Source organism: Streptomyces hygroscopicus subsp. hygroscopicus, assembly GCF_001553455.1.
GTDB classification, from domain to species: domain Bacteria; phylum Actinomycetota; class Actinomycetes; order Streptomycetales; family Streptomycetaceae; genus Streptomyces; species Streptomyces hygroscopicus.
Window position 1 is genome coordinate 1 of record NZ_BBOX01000115.1, and the last position, 20,235, is coordinate 20,235.

At 69.2% G+C, this 20,235-nt stretch carries 19 protein-coding genes and 4 pseudogenes; 17 read left to right on the forward strand and 6 right to left on the reverse strand.

Translation table 11 applies throughout. The features are described 5' to 3' along the window. Together AXW62_RS12740 and AXW62_RS45705 are read right to left on the reverse strand one after the other, a co-directional pair. Positions 1 to 261 (reverse strand): annotated as a pseudogene (locus AXW62_RS12740) (DUF4232 domain-containing protein); the annotation flags it as partial. Positions 262 to 554: 293 nt separating this feature from the next. Next, positions 555 to 947 (reverse strand): annotated as a pseudogene (locus AXW62_RS45705) (transposase family protein); the annotation flags it as partial. A 171-nt stretch (positions 948 to 1,118) separates the two neighbouring features. Between AXW62_RS45705 and AXW62_RS12745 the strand changes: the two are divergent. Further along, a complete protein-coding gene (locus AXW62_RS12745; protein ID WP_060944619.1) occupies positions 1,119 to 1,730 on the forward strand; it encodes a DinB family protein in 612 nt (203 codons plus the stop codon). A gap of 93 nt (positions 1,731 to 1,823) precedes the next feature. Here the strand turns inward: AXW62_RS12745 and AXW62_RS47430 are convergent. Then, positions 1,824 to 1,928: pseudogene (locus AXW62_RS47430) on the reverse strand (IS21-like element helper ATPase IstB); the annotation flags it as partial. Between AXW62_RS47430 and AXW62_RS12750 the strand changes: the two are divergent. The 15 genes from AXW62_RS12750 to AXW62_RS40780 all read left to right on the forward strand — a co-directional run bounded on the left by AXW62_RS12750 (position 1,882) and on the right by AXW62_RS40780 (position 16,801). Continuing rightward, on the forward strand, positions 1,882 to 2,373 hold the full coding sequence (locus tag AXW62_RS12750) for a M15 family metallopeptidase (protein ID WP_252368586.1): 492 nt from the start codon (positions 1,882 to 1,884) through the stop codon (positions 2,371 to 2,373). The pseudogene AXW62_RS47430 and the gene AXW62_RS12750 overlap by 47 nt on opposite strands. 20 nt (positions 2,374 to 2,393) lie before the next feature. After that, a complete protein-coding gene (locus AXW62_RS12755) occupies positions 2,394 to 3,404 on the forward strand; it encodes a bifunctional class I SAM-dependent methyltransferase/NUDIX hydrolase (RefSeq protein WP_252368584.1) in 1,011 nt (336 codons plus the stop codon). A gap of 689 nt (positions 3,405 to 4,093) precedes the next feature. Continuing rightward, positions 4,094 to 4,813: a GntR family transcriptional regulator gene (locus tag AXW62_RS12760; protein ID WP_079115591.1), complete on the forward strand. Its 720-nt coding sequence runs from the start codon at positions 4,094 to 4,096 to the stop codon at positions 4,811 to 4,813. Between the two features lie 166 nt (positions 4,814 to 4,979). Further along, entirely contained in the window at positions 4,980 to 5,810 is an 831-nt protein-coding gene (locus tag AXW62_RS12765) for a PTS mannose/fructose/sorbose/N-acetylgalactosamine transporter subunit IIC (protein WP_060944621.1), read from the forward strand. Between the two features lie 3 nt (positions 5,811 to 5,813). Next, on the forward strand, positions 5,814 to 6,659 hold the full coding sequence (locus AXW62_RS12770; RefSeq protein WP_060944622.1) for a PTS system mannose/fructose/sorbose family transporter subunit IID: 846 nt from the start codon (positions 5,814 to 5,816) through the stop codon (positions 6,657 to 6,659). 6 nt (positions 6,660 to 6,665) lie between these two features. After that, positions 6,666 to 7,160 (forward strand): PTS sugar transporter subunit IIB, encoded by a 495-nt coding sequence (locus AXW62_RS12775; RefSeq protein WP_030827254.1) that lies wholly within the window; start codon positions 6,666 to 6,668, stop codon positions 7,158 to 7,160. A 1-nt stretch (position 7,161) separates the two neighbouring features. Continuing rightward, positions 7,162 to 8,265 carry an SIS domain-containing protein gene (locus AXW62_RS12780; RefSeq protein ID WP_214516851.1) on the forward strand — a complete coding sequence of 368 codons (1,104 nt, stop codon included), beginning with the start codon at positions 7,162 to 7,164 and terminating at the stop codon, positions 8,263 to 8,265. Positions 8,266 to 8,270: 5 nt separating this feature from the next. Next, entirely contained in the window at positions 8,271 to 8,744 is a 474-nt protein-coding gene (locus AXW62_RS12785) for a PTS sugar transporter subunit IIA (protein ID WP_060944623.1), read from the forward strand. A 143-nt stretch (positions 8,745 to 8,887) separates the two neighbouring features. Continuing rightward, positions 8,888 to 9,148, forward strand: coding sequence for an HPr family phosphocarrier protein (locus AXW62_RS12790; RefSeq protein WP_060944624.1), 261 nt, complete (start codon positions 8,888 to 8,890; stop codon positions 9,146 to 9,148). A 715-nt stretch (positions 9,149 to 9,863) separates the two neighbouring features. Further along, positions 9,864 to 11,327: a sugar porter family MFS transporter gene (locus AXW62_RS12795; RefSeq protein WP_079115592.1), complete on the forward strand. Its 1,464-nt coding sequence runs from the start codon at positions 9,864 to 9,866 to the stop codon at positions 11,325 to 11,327. Between the two features lie 65 nt (positions 11,328 to 11,392). Further along, on the forward strand, positions 11,393 to 12,175 hold the full coding sequence (locus tag AXW62_RS12800) for a DeoR/GlpR family DNA-binding transcription regulator (RefSeq protein WP_063817571.1): 783 nt from the start codon (positions 11,393 to 11,395) through the stop codon (positions 12,173 to 12,175). A 171-nt stretch (positions 12,176 to 12,346) separates the two neighbouring features. Beyond that, the gene (locus AXW62_RS12805) at positions 12,347 to 13,396 is read left to right on the forward strand and encodes an SIS domain-containing protein (RefSeq protein ID WP_060944626.1); all 1,050 of its coding nucleotides are present in this window, start codon (positions 12,347 to 12,349) and stop codon (positions 13,394 to 13,396) included. After that, entirely contained in the window at positions 13,393 to 14,328 is a 936-nt protein-coding gene (locus AXW62_RS12810) for an ROK family protein (RefSeq protein WP_060944627.1), read from the forward strand. The genes AXW62_RS12805 and AXW62_RS12810 overlap by 4 nt, the downstream gene beginning before the upstream one ends. 384 nt (positions 14,329 to 14,712) lie before the next feature. Next, positions 14,713 to 15,492 carry a class I SAM-dependent methyltransferase gene (locus AXW62_RS12815; RefSeq protein ID WP_079115593.1) on the forward strand — a complete coding sequence of 260 codons (780 nt, stop codon included), beginning with the start codon at positions 14,713 to 14,715 and terminating at the stop codon, positions 15,490 to 15,492. Positions 15,493 to 16,231: 739 nt separating this feature from the next. Next, positions 16,232 to 16,801: a site-specific integrase gene (locus AXW62_RS40780; RefSeq protein ID WP_244502691.1), complete on the forward strand. Its 570-nt coding sequence runs from the start codon at positions 16,232 to 16,234 to the stop codon at positions 16,799 to 16,801. On the opposite strand, the pseudogene AXW62_RS12820 reads toward AXW62_RS40780, so the two are convergent. Together AXW62_RS12820 and AXW62_RS12825 are read right to left on the reverse strand one after the other, a co-directional pair. Next, positions 16,716 to 16,907: pseudogene (locus AXW62_RS12820) on the reverse strand (dihydrofolate reductase family protein); the annotation flags it as partial. The gene AXW62_RS40780 and the pseudogene AXW62_RS12820 overlap by 86 nt on opposite strands. Then, a complete protein-coding gene (locus AXW62_RS12825; protein ID WP_060944630.1) occupies positions 16,904 to 17,389 on the reverse strand; it encodes a GNAT family N-acetyltransferase in 486 nt (161 codons plus the stop codon). The gene AXW62_RS12825 and the pseudogene AXW62_RS12820, both read right to left, overlap by 4 nt. A gap of 153 nt (positions 17,390 to 17,542) precedes the next feature. On the opposite strand from AXW62_RS12825, the gene AXW62_RS12830 reads away from it, so the two are divergent. Next, positions 17,543 to 18,553 carry a LysR family transcriptional regulator gene (locus tag AXW62_RS12830; protein WP_063817572.1) on the forward strand — a complete coding sequence of 337 codons (1,011 nt, stop codon included), beginning with the start codon at positions 17,543 to 17,545 and terminating at the stop codon, positions 18,551 to 18,553. 457 nt (positions 18,554 to 19,010) lie between these two features. Here the strand turns inward: AXW62_RS12830 and AXW62_RS12835 are convergent, their stop codons facing one another. Continuing rightward, a complete protein-coding gene (locus AXW62_RS12835) occupies positions 19,011 to 20,231 on the reverse strand; it encodes a GTP-binding protein (protein WP_060944631.1) in 1,221 nt (406 codons plus the stop codon). Positions 20,232 to 20,235 lie beyond the last annotated feature (4 nt).

Consider the following 20,235-nt stretch of genomic DNA (forward strand, 5'->3'; position numbering starts at 1 on the left):
CTTCGCCGACGCCGAGACGTCGGCCGCGATGCCCACCTTGGTGCCGACCTCGGCGCCGGAACCGCCCGCGGACCCGCCGGAGCCGCCGGAGGAACCCCCGGAACCGCCCGGGGCGATGGTCGAGGCGGCCGCGGACGGGCTCCCCTTGGCGTCGGAGTCGCCACCCCCGCAGGCGGTGAGCGAGAGCGCGGCAGCGGCGATCAGCGACGCGGCGGCGACGGTACGGGTACGGCTGCGACGGACAGCGGTCTTGCGCGACATGGAATCCCCCCAGGGATGGTGGTCGATGTATGTCCGGGACGCGGTGCGCTTTCCGTGGTGCGTTCCGCCTCCCTGGAAACAACCCTGCCCGCCGCCGCTGCCGATCGGCTAACCCACCGCTAACAAACCGCTGACGCCTGCTTACCCGGCAGCTAGGAAATCCCCCTTGCGCTACCCGCAGCGCAGACCACAGCAGCACGGCGCCGCAGCGCCGTACTCCTTCTCCAGGTCCTCGTTGAACCCGTGCAGCCCCAGCCTCAATTAACGTAGGTCAGATGCAAAGTGAGGACGGCTTAGACGAGGCTGGTGATACGGGGGTGGCGGAGTATCGGAGCTTCCGCAGGAATCGCCAGGACTTCAGGGTCGCCACGGCTTGTCCGACGAGGGTGCGGATCTTCACCTGTGAGCGACCGGCAGCCTTCCGGCCTGCGGAGAGCATCTCCCAGCGCCCCCGAAAGGCACGCATACCGTGCCGCCGGCACCGCGGCAGCCCTTGTCCGCCCGGCACTCCACCTCGGCATCCCCCGGGCGTCAATCATGCCGTGGACACGCGCGGCCTCGACGTCGCGGACGGCCCGGGAGGGCGGGCGATGCCCACAGCAGCTGCCCCTGCCGAGTCAGCGGGGACCTGCACGTTCACGCCGTGGTTCTCGTGATTCCCCGGAGCAGAAGGGCCGGTTGGCTTCGTTGATGTCCAGGAACAGCGTCTGTCGGTGGGGTGCGGAGGCAGTTGGTGATCAAGCGGCTCGCGAATGCCGAGGAGAAACGACGGCGCGCCTGTCCGATTCGCTCGTTGCGTCAGACGATCCGGTACGCCGCCAGATGGACAGAGACCACGCAAGCGGCAGACTGGCCCCATGACCACATCAGACCCCAAAGCCGATCTTCACTTTTATCTGCAGTCCGCCCGTGATGCCCTGCTATGGAAGCTCGAAGGGCTCTCGGAGTACGACATCCGCCGCCCATCGACGCCGACCGGCACAAACCTTCTCGGCCTGGTGAAGCACGCGGCCAGCGTAGAGCTGGGCTACCTCGGCGACACCTTCGGACGGCCGTCCGGTGAACCGCTGCCCTGGCTGGAAGACGGCGCCGAGCCGAACGCGGACATGTGGGTCACCGCCGACGAGTCACGCGAGTACATCGTTGAACTCTACCGCCGAGCATGGACCCACGCGGATGCGACGCTCGAGGCGCTGGCGCTGGACACGATCGGCAAGGTGCCATGGTGGCCCAGCGGCAGGGACGAGGTGACGTTGCACCACGCCGTGGTGCGCGTGATCGCTGACACGCACCGGCACGCCGGCCACGCCGACATCATCCGGGAACTCATGGACGGTGCCGTGGGAATGAACAAGGGCAACGACAGCATGGCGCCGGGTGACTCGGCATGGTGGGAGAACCACCGGAGCCAACTGGAGCATGCAGCCCAGGAAGCCGACCGACACACACGTGCCGACCAGACCAACTGAGACAGTTTCAAGGGGAGGTGGACAGCCGCCCCGGCGGCTGACCACCGAGCCAGACAGCGGCAGCGGTCAGCCGGGCTTGGCGGGCTCCTCGGCTCATGCGCGGGTGATGGCGAGACGGTACGAGTCGGCGCCGGTATCGATGATGGTGCCGTTGAAGGCGAGGCGGTCGACGATGGCCGCGCGGAGACGCGGGTCGCTAACGGCGCTGCAGCGACGGTACTGCGAGGAGTACTCCGACGAGCCGGCCCGCGCCCATCCGCACTGGCAGGCCGCCGCGATCCGGGAGGCCGCCAGCCGCTTGGTGTCGCCTCCGGAGATCGCGCCGCACTCCGCCGGCGCGGCCGTCGACGTAACCCCCGTCGACTACCAGGGCCGCGAACCGGACATGGGAACCCGGGTCAACGCGTCACCGGAGGAATCGGCCGGCGCCTGCTACACCGACGCCGTCGGCCTGGGCAACCGGGCCCGTACGAACCGGGCCACCCTCAAGGCAGCGCTGTCCACGGCCGGGCTCGTCAACCAGGCGATGGAATACTGGCATTGGTCCTACAGTGGCCGTTATTGGGCATGTCAATCCGGACCGTCTTCCGCCTTGTATGGGCCCATTGTGCTGCCGCGGCAGCACGGCACTACCCGCCGCTGACGTATCAGGGGGAGAGATCCGTGGGAGACACGCAGGCCGACTGGTCCAACCACTACGCCGCCGGGAAAGGCTTCCGGCGGCTCGGGGACAAGGAGAAGGACCTCCTCGCCGAGCACGCACCGGCCCCCGCGGGCGGCCGGGCGCTGGACGCCGGCTGCGGCACCGGTGAGCTGGCGGTGTTCCTGGCCTCGCTCGGCTACGCCGTGGATGCCGTGGACTTCGCCGAGGGCGCACTCGAGCGTGCCCGAGCGGAGCACGCCGCGGTCGACGGCGTGCGCTGGCTGTGCCTGGATCTTGAACGCGAGGACCCGGCACCGCTCCACGAGGACGGATACGACCTGGTCACGCTGCGCCTGATGTACCCGTTCCTGGCCAGGCGGATGAGCGTCGTGCACGCGCTCGGTGAGCGGCTGCGGCCCGGCGGCGCACTCGTCGTCATCACCCCAGTGGTCGAGCACACGCCTGAGGAGCGCCGCGGGATCGCTCTCGATGAGGACGAGATCGGTCTGCTCACCGAGGGCTGGGAGACGGTCGAGCGGCTGGAGGCGGACCAGCTTGCCGTCCTGGTCCTGCGCGGCCCGTGCCACACCGGCACCCGGGCGGTGGAGCGGCAGCGACCGCCCGCCGGTCCGGCTGCGACGGCCGCCCTCGCGGTCGTCACCGACGAGGCCGGCCGGGTCCTGCTCGGCCGCTCGCGCCGGGGAATGTGGGAACTGCCCGGCGGCAAGAACGTCGGTTCCGAATCATTCGAGGCGGCCGCGGTGCGCGAACTGGCCGAGGAGACCGGACTCGCCGCCGAGGTCGAGAACGCATACGTGGTGACGATGCTCGCCGACGCCGCCGGAGACGTCCCGCCGCGGGGCCCGCTCGACTGGAACACCGACGGGCACGCCTACCGCGCCGAGCTCCCCGAGTACGTCGGCGGCGAGCCGACGTGGTACGCCAGCCAGCCGACCTGCGGCGCGGGTTCTGCCCCCACTGCGCAAACCAGCTCGCCTCGGTCGCCGACGACTCCGAGACGATCACCGTGACCGGCTTCAGCCTCGACGACGGTAACGGCACCGACCCCGTCGGGCACTCGTTCCACGAAGAGACAGCCCCGTGGATGATCATCGACCTGGCCCCTGACCCGCATGCTGCCCAGCCGACCGCGACATCCCTGAGTTCGACCCGGCGCTGCCCGGCTCGTGGCTGGTCGACGACAAGGCACCGGCTCCGCGCCGGGTAGCGGCCACCGGTCGCCGTCGACGGCAGCGACCCAGGATGGTGGGCCGGTTTCTTCAGCGACGTCCCACAAAGCCGTACCTCGAGGAGGCTCGGCTGCACTCGCGCCGCGACGCACGCCGCGGGCGGTGCGCTGTCCCGGCGTAGCGCCCGCCCGGAGTCGGTGATCGCACTCATGCCGGGCACGGATCGCCGCCTGGCCGACGCCGGACTGCCACCCTCGGCAGCCGCCGCGCTCAAGCGTGCCCAGCGATACGGGAGTTGACCAGTACGGCGGAACCCGGGCGGGTTACCGCTGATCACACACACCGAGATACGGCCGAAGAGACCCTCGGGTAACCCTTGACCTGGGGGTATCGCCCGTGACATATCTAAGTCGAACTTGTCAGACATCCTGATGCCTGCCAGGTCTGCTTCAGCCGTTCGCCTATGATGCAGAGGCACCAGGAGGTGGGGAATCGTGGCAGGGACTCGACTGGCCCTTGAGCGTCGTTCCATGGCGCAACAAGTGCGCGATGACCTGCGGGACCAGATGAGGAACGGCACACTCGCCGTCGGCTCTCGACTTCCCTCCGAACCCGAGAGCTGCGAGATCTACGGGGTCTCCCGTGCCACTGTCCGAGAGGCCTACCGGCTTCTGGAGCAGGAGGGGCTCGTCGGAGTCCGTCGCGGGGCCGGGCGTTTCGTCCTCCCGGGAGCCACGGTGGTGGTGCAGGGCTCGGTGAACTTGATCCAGTCCACCACCGCGCTCCTGAGCGACCTCGGCTACGATCCCCGAATCGAGTTGATCGGTGTCACCGAGCGCGATCCGCTTCCGGAAGAGGCCACAGCCTTCGGGCTCAGTGTCTCGGACACCGTTCTGCAGGTGGAACGCGCCTACGTCAGCCACGGCGAACTCCTCACCCACGCCGTCAATGTCTTCGACCCGGAGCGGTTGCCCAGGCCTGTGGACGAGATGGAGTGGACGGGTTCCGTCGCGGAGGCGTTCGGCGCGGTCGGCAGGGACATCTCCGCAGGTATCACCGACGTCTCTGCCGCTTCCCTGCCCGAAGCACTCGTTGAACGCTACGCGGTGCCCCAGAACACGGCGTGGCTGCGATTCGACGGCCCCCTCTTCGACCAGGAACACCAGCCTCTGTGGTGGTCGTACGAGATGTGGCGTAGTGATGTGCGTGTGCTGCGCGTCGTCAACCGCCGTGACCCCGAGACCGCATAACCGCCCGCCGCGTTAGCGGCACCGTTTACTCCCCTACCGGCGCAACTCCCGGCGCCTGGGCTCCGCATACCCAAAAACACTCCTCACACTCGGCTTCCTCCGAGTGCGGCACCTCTTTGCCTTCTCCCCCTTCAGTCTTCATCGCGTCAGAAAGGAGGGGAGCCCTATGTCTCTGATGCAGGCGATACTGATCGGCCTCGTTGCCGCTCTGACGTTCTTCGACGGTTCGTGGTTCGGAGAGATGAAATTCCGAGAGCCGATCGTCACGGGCTTCCTGGTCGGCCTCATCCTCGGGGATGTCTCCCACGGCCTCATGATCGGCGCCACGCTCCAGCTCATGTGGATGGGCGTCACCGGCGTCGGCGCGGCACCGAAAATCGACATCGGCGTCGGCGGCACCATCGGCGCGGCGGCGGCCCTCACCACAGGGGGAAGCGCCGCCGACGCAACGCTGTTCGCGGTACCGGTCGCCGTGCTGATGCAGCTCGTGCACACCCTGATGATGTCCGGCTTCTCCGCCTTCATGCCCTGGGCGGAACGGAAGATCGAACGCGGCGACCTCAGGGGCGTCGTCGGAATTCACTACCTCTGCGGGCTGATCGCCCTCCTGGTGTTTTCCGTTCCCACAGCCTTGGGGATGCATTACGGCACCGGCGGCATCAAGACGGTCGTGAACGGAATTCCCGGCTGGGTCCAGCACGGACTCACCGGAATCGCCGCCCTGTTGCCGGCGCTGGGCTTCGCGATGCTTCTGGACGTCATCATGACCCGGAAGCTGATCCCCTTCCTCATTCTGGGCTTCGTCCCCGCGGCCTTCGTGGGGCACGACCTCACCCTGGTGGGCATCGCGGCCATCGCGATCGCGATCGCCCTGATCGTTTTCTCCCTCTACACCGACCTGCAGAACAGGCAGTCGCCGGTCCCCGCCACGGGCGCACCGGTACCCGCGATGGCCAACGGCGCCACCTCGAACTCCGATAACGAGTGGGAGGACTGAACCATGGCCAATGTGCAGCGGCAACCCGACGTACGGGCTCTACCGAAGAAGGAATTCCGCAGCATCTTCTGGCGCAGTTTCTCGCTGCTGGGCTCCTTCAACTTCGAGCGTATGGAAGGCCTCGGCTTCCTCTACGCGATGCTTCCCTCGTTGAAGAGGATCTACCGCGATGACGAGGCAGGGCTGAAGAACGCCATGTCCCGCCACCTCGAGACCTTCAACATGACGGTGGCACCGTCGCCGCTGGTCATGGGCACCGCCGTGGCCATGGAGGAGAAGGCCAAGGCGGATCCCACCTTCGACACCACGGCCATCAGCGCCGTGAAGGTCTCCCTGATGGGTCCGCTCTCGGGCATCGGCGACACGTTCTTCTGGGGAATCTTCCGGATCCTCGCCGTGTCCCTGGCCATCGGCTTCGCCCAGCAGGGCAGTGTGCTGGGGCCGATCGTCCTGCTCGTGGTGTTCAACATCCCCAACTTCCTCACCCGCTGGTACAGCCTGAAATTCGGGTACAGCCAGGGGCAGGGGATCATGCGGTCGATGGGCAGCGCGAACACCATGCAGCTGTTCACCTACTGCGCCGGAATCGTCGGCGCCATGGCGATGGGTTCGATGACCGCCTTCTGGGTGCCCATCACCTCGCCGCTGAAATTCACCATCTCCAAGAACCACATCGTGATCCAGGACTACCTGGACCAGATCTTCCCGGCGCTCCTGCCCATCGCCTTCACGCTGGGCGTGCTGTGGCTGCTCAAGAAGCGCCTCCCGGTCATGGGCGTCATCGGAATCGTCATCGCCGGCGGATTTCTCCTCGGAGCGCTCGGCATCATCGCAGGCGCGGCGGAGTGAGGCGACATGGCCATCGTAGAAGTGCGCATTGACGACCGGCTGATTCACGGTCAGGTCTCCAACCTCTGGGTCCCCCACTTCGGGGTGGAACGCCTCCTCGTCGTCGACGATGCCGTCGCCGCCGACGAGGACCGCAAGGCAGTCCTGCGTTTCGCGTGTCCCCCACAGTGCAAGCTCTCCGTCTTCGACACCGCCAAGGCCGCGGAGAAGCTGTCACGAGGTATCGATGCCGGAATCCGCGTGATGATCGTGGCCGTCGGCCCGATTCCCCTGTTGCGGATGCAGGAACTGGGCTACCGGCTTCCCTCCATCACCGTGGGCAACATGTCGCGGCGCCCGGGCACCCGGCAGGTCGCCAACCTGGCCTACGCGAACGACGAAGAACTCGCGGCTTTCCAGGGGCTTTTGAACTTCGGGGTCACGCTGGCGTTCCAGCCGACCCCGACCACCCGCCGAGAAGACCTCACGGCGGCTGTCACCAAGATGAACGAAGGGCACTGACATGGCAGAAGCAGCCGAGATCCAGCAGACCGTGCTGGGAAACGTACGCGACCAGCAGGACATGCTGGTGGACGCCTTCGCGGCGCGGGACGAGTTCGTCGCCCCCTTCGTCAAGGCGTTCCAGGCCGCTCCGGTCTCCCGCGTGGTGTTCCTCGGCTCCGGCACGTCCTTCAACGTCTCCGTCCTGGCGGCGTCGCTCTTCTCGCGCGTCGTCAAGGTCGAGGGCGTCGCCCCCTACCCCACCGAGTTCACCCACCACGGTGCGGGCCTGGACCCGGCGCATACCGATCCGTCGTCCATCGTCGTGGTGGGCGTCAGCCAGTCCGGCACCTCGATCTCCACCTGCGAGGCGCTGAGGTACGCGAAGCAGCGGGGATACCGCACCCTCGCCCTCACCGGCGACACCAAGAGCCGTATCTCGACCATCGCCGACACGGTCATGCCGCTCCTCGTCGGACTCGAACTCACGGGTCCCGAGACGAAGGGCTACACGGCGTCCATCTTCAGCGTGTACCTCTGGGCCTTCGCCACGGCCAGGGCCGTGGGCGCGATAGGCGCGACTGAGGCCGAAGCGGCCATCGCCGAAGCCGGCGGCCTCGCGGCGCAGTTCGACACGGTGCTGAAGGAAGCCGAGGAGTGGTACGACCGCAACCGCGGCGGTCTGCTGCACAGCTCCCGGATCAACGTCCTCGGCTACGGTATCGGCTACGGCACCATGCTGGAGGGCGTGCTCAAGGTCGCCGAGATGCTCCGCGTCCCCACGATCGGCAACCTCCTCGAGGAACACGTCCACGGGCCGACGATGGCGCTCAAGTTCGACCACGCAACGCTCATCATCGGCTCGGACGAAGCCGAGTTCGAGCGCATGGTGAATATCCGCGACGCGATCAGCGAGCACGCCCCCGGCGTCCACGTCATCACCTGCCGCGACTTCGACGGTGCCGACGAGAGGGACCTGGTCTTCTCCACCAAGGTGAGCACCTACCTCGCTCCCCTGCTGTACGCGGTGCCGTTCCACTTCCTGGCGGCAAAGGGCGGCAAGGACGTGTACATCGACACCAACGTGAATCCGGTACCGATCCGCTTCGGGCACTACCAGGACTGATCACTATGGGCAACCACAACGGGGACCAGCCCCGGGCGGCGTCCTGCGGCATCCTGGTCACCGGCCACGGCCGGTTCGCCGGCGGCCTGGTCGGCGCCATCGAAGTGATCATGGGGCCCCAGGACGGGCTGCGGGCAGTCGACTTCCCTGAGACGGACACCGCCGCCCAGCTGAGGGACAACCTCACTCGCGGCTTGGCCGCGCTCGAGGACCATGACGCGATCGTCGTCTTCTGTGACCTGCGGGGCGGCTCTCCGTTCAACGTGATGAACGAGCTCCGAGGCACCAGGAACGGCGTCGAGATCCTCTACGGGGTCAACCTGCCCCTGCTGCTCGCCTTCATCAGCGAGCGGGACCGCGGAGAGTCCGTCGATGCACTGATCCGCTCGGCCGTCGAGGACGGACACTCCGGACTCGGCCGGTTCGAGGTCCCGGCGCAGGCCGCCACACCGTCCGACGGGGACGACGACTGGGCCTGAGGCCTCTGCGGGCGGCGGTCCGGGACCGCCGCCCGCAGAGGCACCGCACCGCCGCATCCCCTGGCGGACCCGCCGGGCGCGGCGCAACCGCTTTCACCGGCTGCGCCACCTCGGCCGGTCCCCGCACACCAAAGGAGCATCACATGAGGACCCGCAACGTCATCGTCGCCTCCGCCTCCGGCCTGCACGCCCGGCCCGCACGCGTCTTCGCCTCTGCCGCGGCCGGCACGAACGTCAGGATCGCCAAGAACGGCGCCGAGCCGGTCGACGCGTCGAGCATCCTGCGCGTCATGTCACTGGGTGTGGCGCACGGTGAGGAAGTCACGCTCTGCGTCGAGGGAGACGACACCACCGCACTGGACAGGCTGGCGGAGCTGCTGGCCCGGGACCTGGACGCGGAATGACCGGCCCCGACGCGACCCGGCCCTGCCACGGCTCCGGCGTGGGACAGGGCGCCGCCATCGGCCCGGCGGTGCCCGCCCATCCGGCACCCCCGTCGGCACACCTACGCTCCGGGGATGTCTCGGGGAGGTCATGACCGCCGGGGACCTCACCACCGCGTGCACCGTCGCCACGGAACCGGAGGAAGCGGTCCGGGCGGAGGAAGCGGTCCGGGCGAAGGATCGAGCGCGCGCATCCGCAGCCTGCGCGAGCCGGCGGAAGACCGCTCCGCCGGACGGGAACCCCGCTCTGGCGTGCGCGGGTTCCCATCGCCAGGATCGCGCCGGACATTATCGAAACTCAGCCCGGCGCACCGGGCGAGGCCCAAAAAGCCGCCGACGCGGAGCCCTGGGTGAGGGCACCGTGATCGTCACACCCGAGGAAGCCGCCGCGCTCACCTCGATGGTCCACCGCAAGGGAAGACCGCATCGAAACGCGCACGTTACCTGCTCGAAAAACCGAAAGCGTGCAGCAATCTCCGCGCGATTGCCGCTCTTGACTGCACGCTAGCGTGCAGCAGAGGATCCTGCCCATACGGGTCTCAAGGTCAGCCCATGACCGCCACCCATGCTCCCCAGAAGCCGGCGAGGGCTCCGCACACCGTGGGACCGCTCACAGACGACGCGGTCGTGTGCCGGTGGGTGGGTACCGTAGCGAGCAGATCAAGGACGGTCACGCATGCAATCCCCTTCGGGCGCCCGGCAGGGCGAACCCTCCATCATTCCCGCCGTCCCGGCGGAGCCCCGTCCGGACACAGGGCGGATGACCTGGTATGTCCACCTGGCGATCGCCGTCAGTACGCTCGGTGGTCTGATCTTCGGCTACGACACCGGCGTGGCCGGAGGCGCGGCGGGCTTCGTGGCCGACGACTACGGCCTGTCGGGTTTCATGGAGGGCGTCGTCGTCAGCACCTCCCTGTTCGGGGGCGCGATCGGCGCGATGTCCGGCGGGCCGCTCGGTGACCGCTATGGACGCAGGCCGACGCTGCTGCTGTCCGGTGTGCTCTTCACCATCGGGGCGTTGCTCTCGGCTGCCGCCCCCGGCCTGACCGTGCTGCTGCTCTCCCGGGTGCTGCTGGGGGCGGGTGTGGGGGCGGCGTCGGTGCTGGTCCCGGTGTACATCGCGGAACTGGCCCCGGCGCGCATCAGGGGTGCGCTGGTCTCGGGCTACCAGTTGCTGACCACGCTGGGCATCGTGCTCGCCTACGGTGTCAACGCCCTGTTCGCCGACACTCAGGCCTGGCGCTGGTCACTGGGTCTCGCGGCCGTCCCCGGTCTGCTGCTGGCCGGCGGCGTGCTCCTGGTGCCGGAGTCGCCGCGCTGGCTGGTCGCCCGCGGCCGTTCGCACACCGCACGGAACGTGTTGCGCAGGGTTCGCGGCCAGGACGACGTGGAGGCTGAGCTGCGGGAGATCGAGACCGTGCACGCGCAGGAAGCGCGCTCCAGCGGCGGCTGGCGCGAGCTGAACACCCCCTGGGTGCGGCCGATGGTGCTGGTGGGCGTGCTCGTGGCGTTCTTCGCCAACGGCTGCGGGATCAACCTCGTGATCTACTTCGCTCCGCAGATCCTGCAGTCCGCGGGGATGGGCTCCAGCTCTTCGCTGCTGGCGACGGTGGGCCTGGGCGTCGTCAACGTGCTGTTCACCGTGGTCGGCATGGCACTGGTGGACCGGGTCGGACGCAAACCGCTGCTGCTGGCGGGCGCTGCCGGCATGACGCTCACCCTGGCCGCGCTCGCCGTGGTGATGTCCATGCCGGGACTGCCCGGTGCCAACGGCCTGTCGTTCACCTTCCTCTGCCTGTACATCGTGATGTACGCGGTGAGCCCGGGACTGGGTGCCTATGTCGTCATCTCGGAGATCTTCCCGCTGCACGTGAGGGCGAAGGCGACCGGGATAGCCACCTTCGTCATCTTCGCCACCAACCTGGTGATCGGTCTGACCTCGCTGCCGATGCTCGACGGCCTCGGCACGCCCACGACCTTCTGGCTGTTCACCGCGGTCTGCGTGCTGTTCGTGCTGTTCTGCCTGCGGATGCCGGAGACCAAGGGCCGGACGCTGGAGCAGCTCGAGGAGCGGTTCCGGGCCGCCGCCGCGGCACGCGGACGGGTGCGTGGCACGGAAGGAGCCCACCGTGCACGGTGATGCGCGGCTTCGTGCACGCGCCCAGTAGGGTTGCCACCGATCGGTCCGTTGTAGGAGGTTGCCCCGTGTCCGAGTCCTCTGCCGAGCGCCGGCGGTTCATTCTGGAACGCGTCCGGGCCAGCGGGTACGCCGGAGCCCGTGAACTGGCGCGGGAGTTCTGCGTCGACGGATCGACCGTCCGCCGTGACCTCGCGCAGCTGGAGCGGGCGGGCCTGGTGCGCCGTACCCGTGGCGGAGTCCTGCCCGCTGATCCGGCCGACGCCGTCGACACGCCGTACGACGTGCGACGCAACCAGCGAGCCGCGCAGAAACGAGCGCTGGGCGAGGCCGCCGCCGAACTGGTCGAGGACGGTCAGTCGGTGATCATCGACAATGGTTCCACGATGTACCAGGTCGCCGCCGGGCTGCGACAGCGGCAGAACCTCACGGTGATCACCAACGACCTGATGGTCGCACTGTGCCTCTCCGGGCACCCCAGCCTGCAACTGCACATGACGGGCGGAGTCATGCTCGACACCGTCTACACCCTGGTGGGCCCGGGGGCCGTGGCCTCGCTGCGCGGACTGCACGCCGACTGGGCCTTCCTGGGCGCCGAGGGCGTGCACCCGCGGGCCGGTGTCACCAACGTCAACGTAGTGGAGATCGCCGTCAAGCAGGCGATGATCGAGGCGGCGGAGCGGGTCGTGATCGTGGCCGACAGCTCCAAACTGGGCCGCCGATCACTCGCCCCGGTGTGCGACCTGAACGCCGTATCCGCCCTGATCACCGACGACGAACTGCCCGCCGGGGAACGGGCCGGGTACGGGCCTGCCCTCCGCTGCATCACCGCCGCGGATGGCCGGCCGTAGCGCCGCCGCGCATACCCGCATACCGCACACCTCACCCGCACGCCCTGTCCGACTCCGTGCGGATATCGCCGCACGCTTTCGCTTATTGACTGCACGCTTTCGTGCGTGATGGGCTGATGGCAACCCGATGTGCCTCTCCCCTGAGCACACACACCATGCGGAAGGACTCCGATGACCGACCCCGCCTCCCCCACCGGCTACCTCGCCGACATCGCCGCCCAGCCCGACGCCCTGCTGCGGCAGGCGGACAGCCCGCTGCCCGCCTCGCTCGCCGGGATCGACCTGAGCCGGTACGACCGCATCGTCCTCACCGGCATGGGCTCGTCCCTGTACTCGTTCGTGCCGGCCGAACGCGCCCTCGCGAGCGCCGGACTGCCCGTGTGGCGCATCGACGCCGGACAGCTGCTGGACACCCCCGAGCGCGTCACGCCGAACACCCTGCTGTGGGCCACTTCCCAGTCCGGACGCAGCGGCGAGCTGGTCGCCCTGCTGGAGCGGCTGGCGGGCTCCGCCCGGCCCCGTACCGTGCTGGCGACCACGGACGACCCGGCCAGCCCGCTGGCCCTCGCGGCCGACGTGCTCATCGAGCTGCACAGCGGCCCCGAGGCAACGGTCAGCACCAAGAGCTACATCAACACCCTCGCCGCCCATCGGCGGGTTCTGGCCGCACTGCGCGGCGGTGAGGACGACACCTCGGTGACCGCCGGACTGCGCCGCGCCGCCGGGGAACTGCGTGCCCTGCTCGCCGACCCGCCGCTGCCCACCGATTTCGCCAAGCAGGCGCTGGCCGCCGCTCAGCCCCGGTTCGCCTACGTCGGGACCGGCGCCGACGCGGCCACCGCGCTGACCGGCGCGCTGATCACCAAGGAGGCCAGCCGGGTGGCGGCCGAGGGGTATGTCGGCGGTGCCTTCCGGCACGGCCCGCTGGAGCTCGCGGGTCCCGGCCTGACCGTGCTGCTCTTCGGCACCGGCGACGAGCACGACGTGGCGTTGCCCGCGCTCGCCCGGGACCTCACCGCCGGCGGCTCGACCGTGGTGACGGTCGGCCCCCGCGCCTACCCGGGCACCGGCCACTTCGCCACGCCGCCCGCCGGCGGCTCCTTCGAGCGGCTGGTCTTCGGTATCGCGCACGTCCAGCAGCTCACCGTGGCGCTGGCGAACGCCGTCGGCCAGGTGCCGGGAGAGTTCCGCTTCGGCCGCAAGATCACGGACACGCTGTGAGCGGGGGGAACGCGGCCCCGGTCGCGGGCCTTGATCTCGGCGGCACCGGTCTCAGGGCCGTCGCCTGGCAGGACGGCAGGACGATCGCGTCCGCCCAGGCCCTCACCGCTGACCTCGGCGCCGGACCGGTCTCGGACCGCGTCGGCCGACTGGCACAGCTCGTCACGGGCCTCCTGCCAACCGGCCCCGGGCCGACCGCCGTGGGAATCGGCGCGAGCGGACCGGTGGACAACGCCTCCGGCGTCATCCGCAACCAGGAGACACTGCCGTGGTTCTCCGACTTCCCGCTGGTCGCCGCTCTGCGTGAGCGCCTGGGCGTACCGGTCGTGATCGACAACGACGCGGTGACCGCCGCCCTCGGTGAGCACGTGGCCGGCGCCGGCCGGAACTGCGACCGGATGCTCATGATCACGCTCGGCACCGGCATCGGCGCCGCCATGCTGGTCGACGGCCGTCCGGTACGTGGTCTGGACGGGGCCCACCCCGAAGGCGGCCATCTTCCGGTAACCGCCGGCCCGACCGTCTGCTACTGCGGTCTGACCGGTTGCTGGGAGCAGGCCGCCTCCCGCAGCGCCTTGCAACGCATGCTCCGCGCCCGCCTCGGCGAGGACCACCCAGGCAGCGAGACGCTGCGTCTCGGCAGTGAAACAGCCGCGAGCGACCCCGAAGTGCGCCGCGTCTTCACCGAGTACGGCATCCTCGTCGGCCGCGGCCTGGCCGCCCTGCACGCCCTGTACCAGCCCCGGGTCACGGTCATCGGGGGCAGCGCGGCCACCTGCCTGCCCTGGTTCGCCGCCGGACTCAACCAGTCGCTGAGACGCTCGAGGGAGTACACGGTCCCCACGGAGATCCGCCCCGCCGAGCTGGGCGACAACGCCGGCGCGGTGGGCGCCGCCGTTCTCGCCCTCGCTGAGCCTCGAGAACCTGCATGATCAGCGCACTGCCCAGCGCGGACAAGGCGTTCTGAACGAACACGAAGGTGGACAGGGCCACCGGCCCGTCGGCCACCAGGGCCGGCCCTCTCCACCTCGTACACGTCTTCTCCCTCACCCCAAAGACCAGCCTCCGCCACACAACCACCATCGCCACCGCGGCCAACCTGCTCGACGACCGGACGGGAGTCCATCGAGATGCGGTCGGAAGGGAGAGCGGGCGCTCTTGACGGCTGCCCGTAAGGGGTTCCCCGACCGGACGACGGCTGCTGTCGAGGAGTTGCCGTTAAACCAGTGGCGTCCCCGTGGACGAGCCTCATAGCTTGTGCACGCGTGACAGATGATCCGAAGACGCGCCCGAATCGGCATGATTCCCTCGGGCAGGTGTTCAACGAGGTGCCGGAGCTCTACGACCGGGTCCGGCCGGGATACCCCAACGAGCTGTTCGCGGACCTCGTCACCATCACCGGCATGGACAAAAAGTCGTCGGTGCGGGAGGTGGGCTGCGGTACCGGCCAGGCGACGCGCTCGCTGGCAGCGCTCGGATGCTCAGTGACCGCCATCGAGCCGGGCGAAGAAATGGCCGCACTCGCTCGCCGGCGGATCGCCGCCTTCGGCAACGTCGAAGTCGAGACGTCGATGTTTGAGGAGTGGGACGACCGCGGTCGACGCTTCGATGTCCTCGTGGCTGCGTCGTCGTGGCACTGGGTCGACCCGTCGATCGGCTGGCAGCGAGCGCACGACGTGCTCCATCCCGCAGGCTGGATGGCACTGCTCGGCAACGTCGTTGTCCGCCGGCCGGGAGAGCCGGAGGTCTACGCCGAGACCACCGATCTCCACGAGCGGTTCTGCCCCGGGAACCCCGGCTGGGGCCGTCCTCCTCTGGAGGACGACGTGCGCACCACCGACGAGGGCTGGGGCCTGGTCGACGACCCCGGAGGACCGTTCGGCCCAACAATCGTGCGCTGGTACCCGACCGTTCAGTGGTTCGACGGGGACGGCTTTGCCGATCACCTTCGCTCGTTGTCGCTGTACCGGAGGCTCGACCGCGGCGTCCGTGAGCCCCTGCTCGACGCAATCGCCGAGCGCATCCGCACGCGGATGGGCGACCGAGCATCACGCCGTTACCTGAGCGTCCTCCGTGTCGGACAGCGCGCCGCGTGAGCCCAGTGGTGACGGCCCCTCAGCGTCAGCAACAACCGACCCTGGGCGGTGCCGGACTGCCAGTGGGTCCACTCCGTGGCCCCGCGCTTCGCTGCGGTCTTCCCACGTTTGTCCTGCTGGTACAGGTCTTCGACGTTCAGGCACAGCGCCTCGTCGGCCCGTGCGGCGGAGTCGTACCTGTTGACTGAACTACTTGTGGTGTTCTCGCAGGTCAGTGACTATTTGGCAGGGTGGTCGTTGGTCTGGCCGTGGAGTCATCGAGAGACCTGGCGGCCCTGTCCGTGCCCTTGACCGGAGAGCTGGTGGCCACGAACGATCTGTGGGAGCCCTACCAGCTCGTCGACCCGGCCGGTGAGCCGGTCGAAGGTGCAGCCGGGTTCCTGCGGGATCTGCAGGCGATCGGGCGACCGGCAACGACCCAGCGCTCGTATGGAATGGACCTGCTGCGCTGGTTCCGTTTCCTGTGGGCTGTCAAGGTGCCGTGGGACCGGGCGAGCCGGATCGAGGCGAGGGACTTCTCTCGCTGGCTGCAGCTCGCGGGCCGGCCCTCGCGCCCGCACTGGCGCCGCCGGGCTGACCATGTCGGGCAGTGGAAGCCTGGTGGGAAGCCGTACGCGGCGTCGGTCCGTACGCACAGCGAGACGGTCCTGCGGACTTTCTACGACTTCCACCGCGACGCGGGCAGCGGCCCGGTGCTCAATCCGGCGCCGGTCTCTACCGGCCGACGGTGCCCAAGCGGGTGCCGCGCAGCGTCCCTGACACGGAGTTCAACGAGATCTTTGCGCGGCTTCCCTCGCATCGGGACCGGGCCCTGGTCGCCTTCTACATCTCCACCGGTGCCCGCGCCAGCGAGCTGCTGACCGCATGGCAGGGTGGAGTTGATCCGGGTCGTCAGTTGATCGGGGTGGTACGCAAGGGCACCGGCGAGGTCCAGGAGCTTCCCGCCTCGACAGACGCTTTCGTGTGGCTGCGGCTCTACCAGCTGGAGATGGAGGACGCGATCCCACGCGGTCGGCGGGTGCCGCTGTGGTGGACGCTGCGGAACCCGTCCCGGCCACTGACCTACCACGCTGCCCACCGGATGTTCGAGCGCGCCAACACCAAGGCGGGCACATCGGCGACGCTGCATGCCCTGCGGCACACCGCTGCCTACCGGATGGCCGAGGACCCGAACCTCCCCCTCACGGATGTCCAATTCGTCCTTGGTCATCGGCAGTTGACTACGACACAGCGCCCAGGGCCGCGCGGGCGTGGGCCGGCAGCGTCTCCGGGTAGTGCGCGACGATGTGCTCCAGGTAGTCGGGCGTGACGGTGAAGAACCCGTCGGGCGCGCTCGGGTCACTCCCGTCCGGCCCGGCGATGAAGCCGTCGAGCGTGGTGGCGACGTAGTAGGTCAGGGTGCACACAGCGATCATCCTTCGATGGCGTAGTAGTGGAGGTTCTCGTCGGACGAGGTCCGGCGCAGGCCGGCCTTCTCCAGGACGCGCTGGGAGGCGACGTTGTCGTGGGCAGTGTCGGCCAGCACCCGCCGCACCCTGGCGTCGGCGAAGCCGTGGTGCAGCAGCGCCCGCAACGCCTCGGTGGCATAGCCGTAGCCCTCGGCCTCCGGAGCAACGCCGTAGCCCATCTCCACGGTGCCCGTCTCGTCCGGCGGGCCGAAGAACCCGATGCCGCCGATCACCACCTCGTCGTCCGCGAGCAAGATCTGCAGCGGTCCGAACAGCGGCTCCGCCGGCGGGGAGGAGAGGAAGAGACGCGCGACGTCACGATCGTCCGCCCGCGGGTATCCCGGGCTCCAGTCGCTTCGCCGTGGCGTCCCGTCAGCCACCTGCTCGGCCGCCTCGACGGTGTACGGGCGCAGCCGCAGCCGTGCCGTTTCCACGCTGAACGATGTCACTGCCTCTCCCCCTGGCCGAGGTTGTTGATCAGCTTGCTGGGCGGGTCGCCGCCGAACAACGGTGATCTCGGCAAGGCAGCGTTGCCCGGTGCGTCATCGATGCGAGTGGTGTCAACACAATGTTGACCATAAGGTTCACGATCAGGAGGGGACATGGAACTGCGGGACATTGAGATCTTCTTGACGCTGGCCGAGGAACTGCACTTCAGACGCACCGCCGAGCGGTTGCACATCACTCCGTCCCGGGTCAGTCACGCCATCAAGAAGCAGGAACGGCACATCGGCGCGCCATTGTTCGAACGCACCTCCCGCACTGTTCGGCTCACACCGGTCGGGCAGCAGCTCCGCGACGACCTGCTGCCCGCGCACGTCCAGATCCAGCGGGCCGTCGGCCAGGCCATGGCCAGGGCGCGGGGATTCTCCGGTGCCCTGCGCGTCGGCTACTCCACGCCCTGGTGCGCGGATCTCGTATTCGAGGCCGCCGAGGTCTTCCGGGGCCGATACGCCGGATGCACCGTGCAGGTCCGGGAGGTCCAGTTCGACGATCCATGCGGCCTGCTGCGCCGCGGCGAACTGGACCTCCAGGTCAGCGAGGTGCCCTCCGTCGAGCCCGGTATCGCCGCCGGACCCGTCCTGATCTGCGAGCCCCGGGCGTTGATGATCCCGGCAGGCCATCCCCTCGCCCGCCGCGACAGCGTGTCGCTGGAGGACCTGGCCGGCGTGCCGATGATCGGGCCGGGCGGAAACGTCGCGAAGACCCTGCTGGACATCCATGTGCCGACCCGCACTCCGATGGGCCGCCCCATCCCACGCGGGCCGTCCTACACCTTCTGGCCCGAGGTACCGTGCCTGGTCGCCGCCGGTCTCGGCGTGTCCATCGTGGCGGCCCGCGCAGCCCGCTACCACGACCGTCCCGGCATAGCCTTCGTCCCCTTCCGTGACGGGCCGACCATGGACTACGGAGTGCTGTGGCGAACCGCCGGGCCGGCCCCCGCCATGCCCGTGGCCTTCATGGACATTCTCCGCAGCCTCACCCTCCGGAGGAGGGCCTGCGAGGCCGGCCACGACGCCGGTCCCACAGACTCTTCGCCGACCACGGCTACGTCACCTGCCCCCGCGCCCTGCGGCGCCGCGGCGTCGTCCACGGCTCCGTGCTCGGTTTGATCTGCAACGTTCATGGTCGGCAAGGCGCGGATGCGGCCGGGGAGTGGGCTGCTCAGGGCGTCGCGCGAGTCCACGGTGACGCGTCGGCGCAGCCGCGTGTCACCGTGGATCCGGGCGAGCAGGACCGCCCGTAGTGACGGGGACGGTTCGGCCGCCAGGGCCGGGGGTCATCCGGAGAGCGGCGCACACGGTGCGGACGCCCCACCCTGAACCGGCGCCCGGGTGGACGATCGTTCCCTCGGCGGCTTCGACACGTCCCAGCTCCCCGGCCAGTGCGGCACCGAAGGCGTCCCAGGCATCGGCGACCATGATGTCGATGCACTCGGCCGACCGTTCGCAAGGGTCGTTCATCATGACTTCTGGGCGGGATGCGGTGGTGGAACAGTGTGCGGGGTGAACCGGACCCGGCCCGACGCCGCACGTGGCGGCGCTCGGAGCCTGCCGGATGTGCTGGGCTTCAGGGCACCGGTACGGGTTCGGCCTCGTGTGGACCGTGCTCGTGGTCGCAGGTCTCGTCGAGGCCGTAGGTCTCCCAGGCGGGGAAGGGGTCGTGCCAGGCCGACCAGCCCTGAGCGCCCAGCGCGTGTTCGTCGTCGGTGAGCAGGCATGCGGACAGTGCCTGGTGCAGGGCGGCGGGGCGCAGTCCGGTGCCGATGAAGACGAGTTCCTGGCCGCGCTCGGCGGCCTCGTCGGCCGCGCTGTGGCCCTCGCGCGCTCCGGAGGGTTCGAACCGGGCGACGGCGCCGGCCTGCGACCACAGTCCGGTCACCCGCGGGCGGGTGGCCAGCCAGAAGAAGCCCTTGGAGCGCAGGACGCCGCCGTAGTCCCCGGTGTCCAGGTCCGTGGTGACGAAGTCCCACAGTCGAGTGGGGTGGAAGGGCCGGGTGGCGCGGAAGACGGTGCTGGAGATGCCGTATTCCTCGGTCTCCGGTACGTGGTCGCCGTTGAGTTCCCTCACCCAGCCGGGGGCCTGCTGGGCGCGTTCGAGGTCGAAGCGGCCGGTGCCGAGCACGTCCGCCGGTTCCACCCGGCCGTGCGTGGCGGGCACGATGCGGGCGGCCGGGTTGAGCCGGGACAGCGCCGCCGCCAGCCGTTCGGCGATCTCGGCGGTGACCAGGTCGAGCTTGTTGAGGACGATGACGTCGGCGAACTCGACCTGGTCCATGAGGAGGTCGCTGACGGTGCGCTCGTCGTCCTCGTACTGGTCCAGGCCCCGCTCGACGAGCTCGTCACCCCCGGTCAGCTCCGGCAGGAAGTTCGCGGCGTCGACGACCGTGACCATGGTGTCGAGGCGCGCGACCTCGCCCAGCGTGGCGCCGTCGTCGCGGGGAAAGGCGAAGGTGGCGGCGACGGGCATGGGCTCGGAGATGCCGCTGGACTCGATGAGGAGGTAGTCGAAGCGTCCCTCCTTGGCGAGCCGGTCCACCTCCTCGAGCAGGTCGTCGCGCAGGGTGCAGCAGATGCAGCCGTTGGTCATCTCGACCAGGCGCTCTTCGGTACGGGAGAGGGCCGCGTCGCCGTCGCGGACGAGGGCTGCGTCGATGTTCACCTCGCTCATGTCATTGACGATGACCGCGACGCGCAGCCCGTCGCGGTTGTTGAGGAGGTGGTTGAGGAGAGTGGTCTTGCCGGACCCCAGAAAGCCCGACAGAACCGTCACCGGAAGCTGATCGGCCATGGCG

Excerpts from the sequence above, each read along its gene's own strand:
- AXW62_RS12745 (WP_060944619.1), top strand. The coding sequence starts at position 1,119 with ATGACCACATCAGACCCCAAAGCCGATCTTCACTTTTATCTGCAGTCC.
- AXW62_RS12785 (WP_060944623.1), top strand. The coding sequence starts at position 8,271 with ATGGGCAACCACAACGGGGACCAGCCCCGGGCGGCGTCCTGCGGCATC.
- AXW62_RS12835 (WP_060944631.1), bottom strand. The coding sequence starts at position 20,231 with ATGGCCGATCAGCTTCCGGTGACGGTTCTGTCGGGCTTTCTGGGGTCC.
- AXW62_RS12805 (WP_060944626.1), top strand. The coding sequence starts at position 12,347 with ATGACCGACCCCGCCTCCCCCACCGGCTACCTCGCCGACATCGCCGCC.
- AXW62_RS12765 (WP_060944621.1), top strand. The coding sequence starts at position 4,980 with ATGTCTCTGATGCAGGCGATACTGATCGGCCTCGTTGCCGCTCTGACG.
- AXW62_RS12775 (WP_030827254.1), top strand. The coding sequence starts at position 6,666 with ATGGCCATCGTAGAAGTGCGCATTGACGACCGGCTGATTCACGGTCAG.
- AXW62_RS12795 (WP_079115592.1), top strand. The coding sequence starts at position 9,864 with ATGCAATCCCCTTCGGGCGCCCGGCAGGGCGAACCCTCCATCATTCCC.
- AXW62_RS12760 (WP_079115591.1), top strand. The coding sequence starts at position 4,094 with ATGGCGCAACAAGTGCGCGATGACCTGCGGGACCAGATGAGGAACGGC.
- AXW62_RS12770 (WP_060944622.1), top strand. The coding sequence starts at position 5,814 with ATGGCCAATGTGCAGCGGCAACCCGACGTACGGGCTCTACCGAAGAAG.
- AXW62_RS12830 (WP_063817572.1), top strand. The coding sequence starts at position 17,543 with ATGGAACTGCGGGACATTGAGATCTTCTTGACGCTGGCCGAGGAACTG.
- AXW62_RS12790 (WP_060944624.1), top strand. The coding sequence starts at position 8,888 with ATGAGGACCCGCAACGTCATCGTCGCCTCCGCCTCCGGCCTGCACGCC.
- AXW62_RS12780 (WP_214516851.1), top strand. The coding sequence starts at position 7,162 with ATGGCAGAAGCAGCCGAGATCCAGCAGACCGTGCTGGGAAACGTACGC.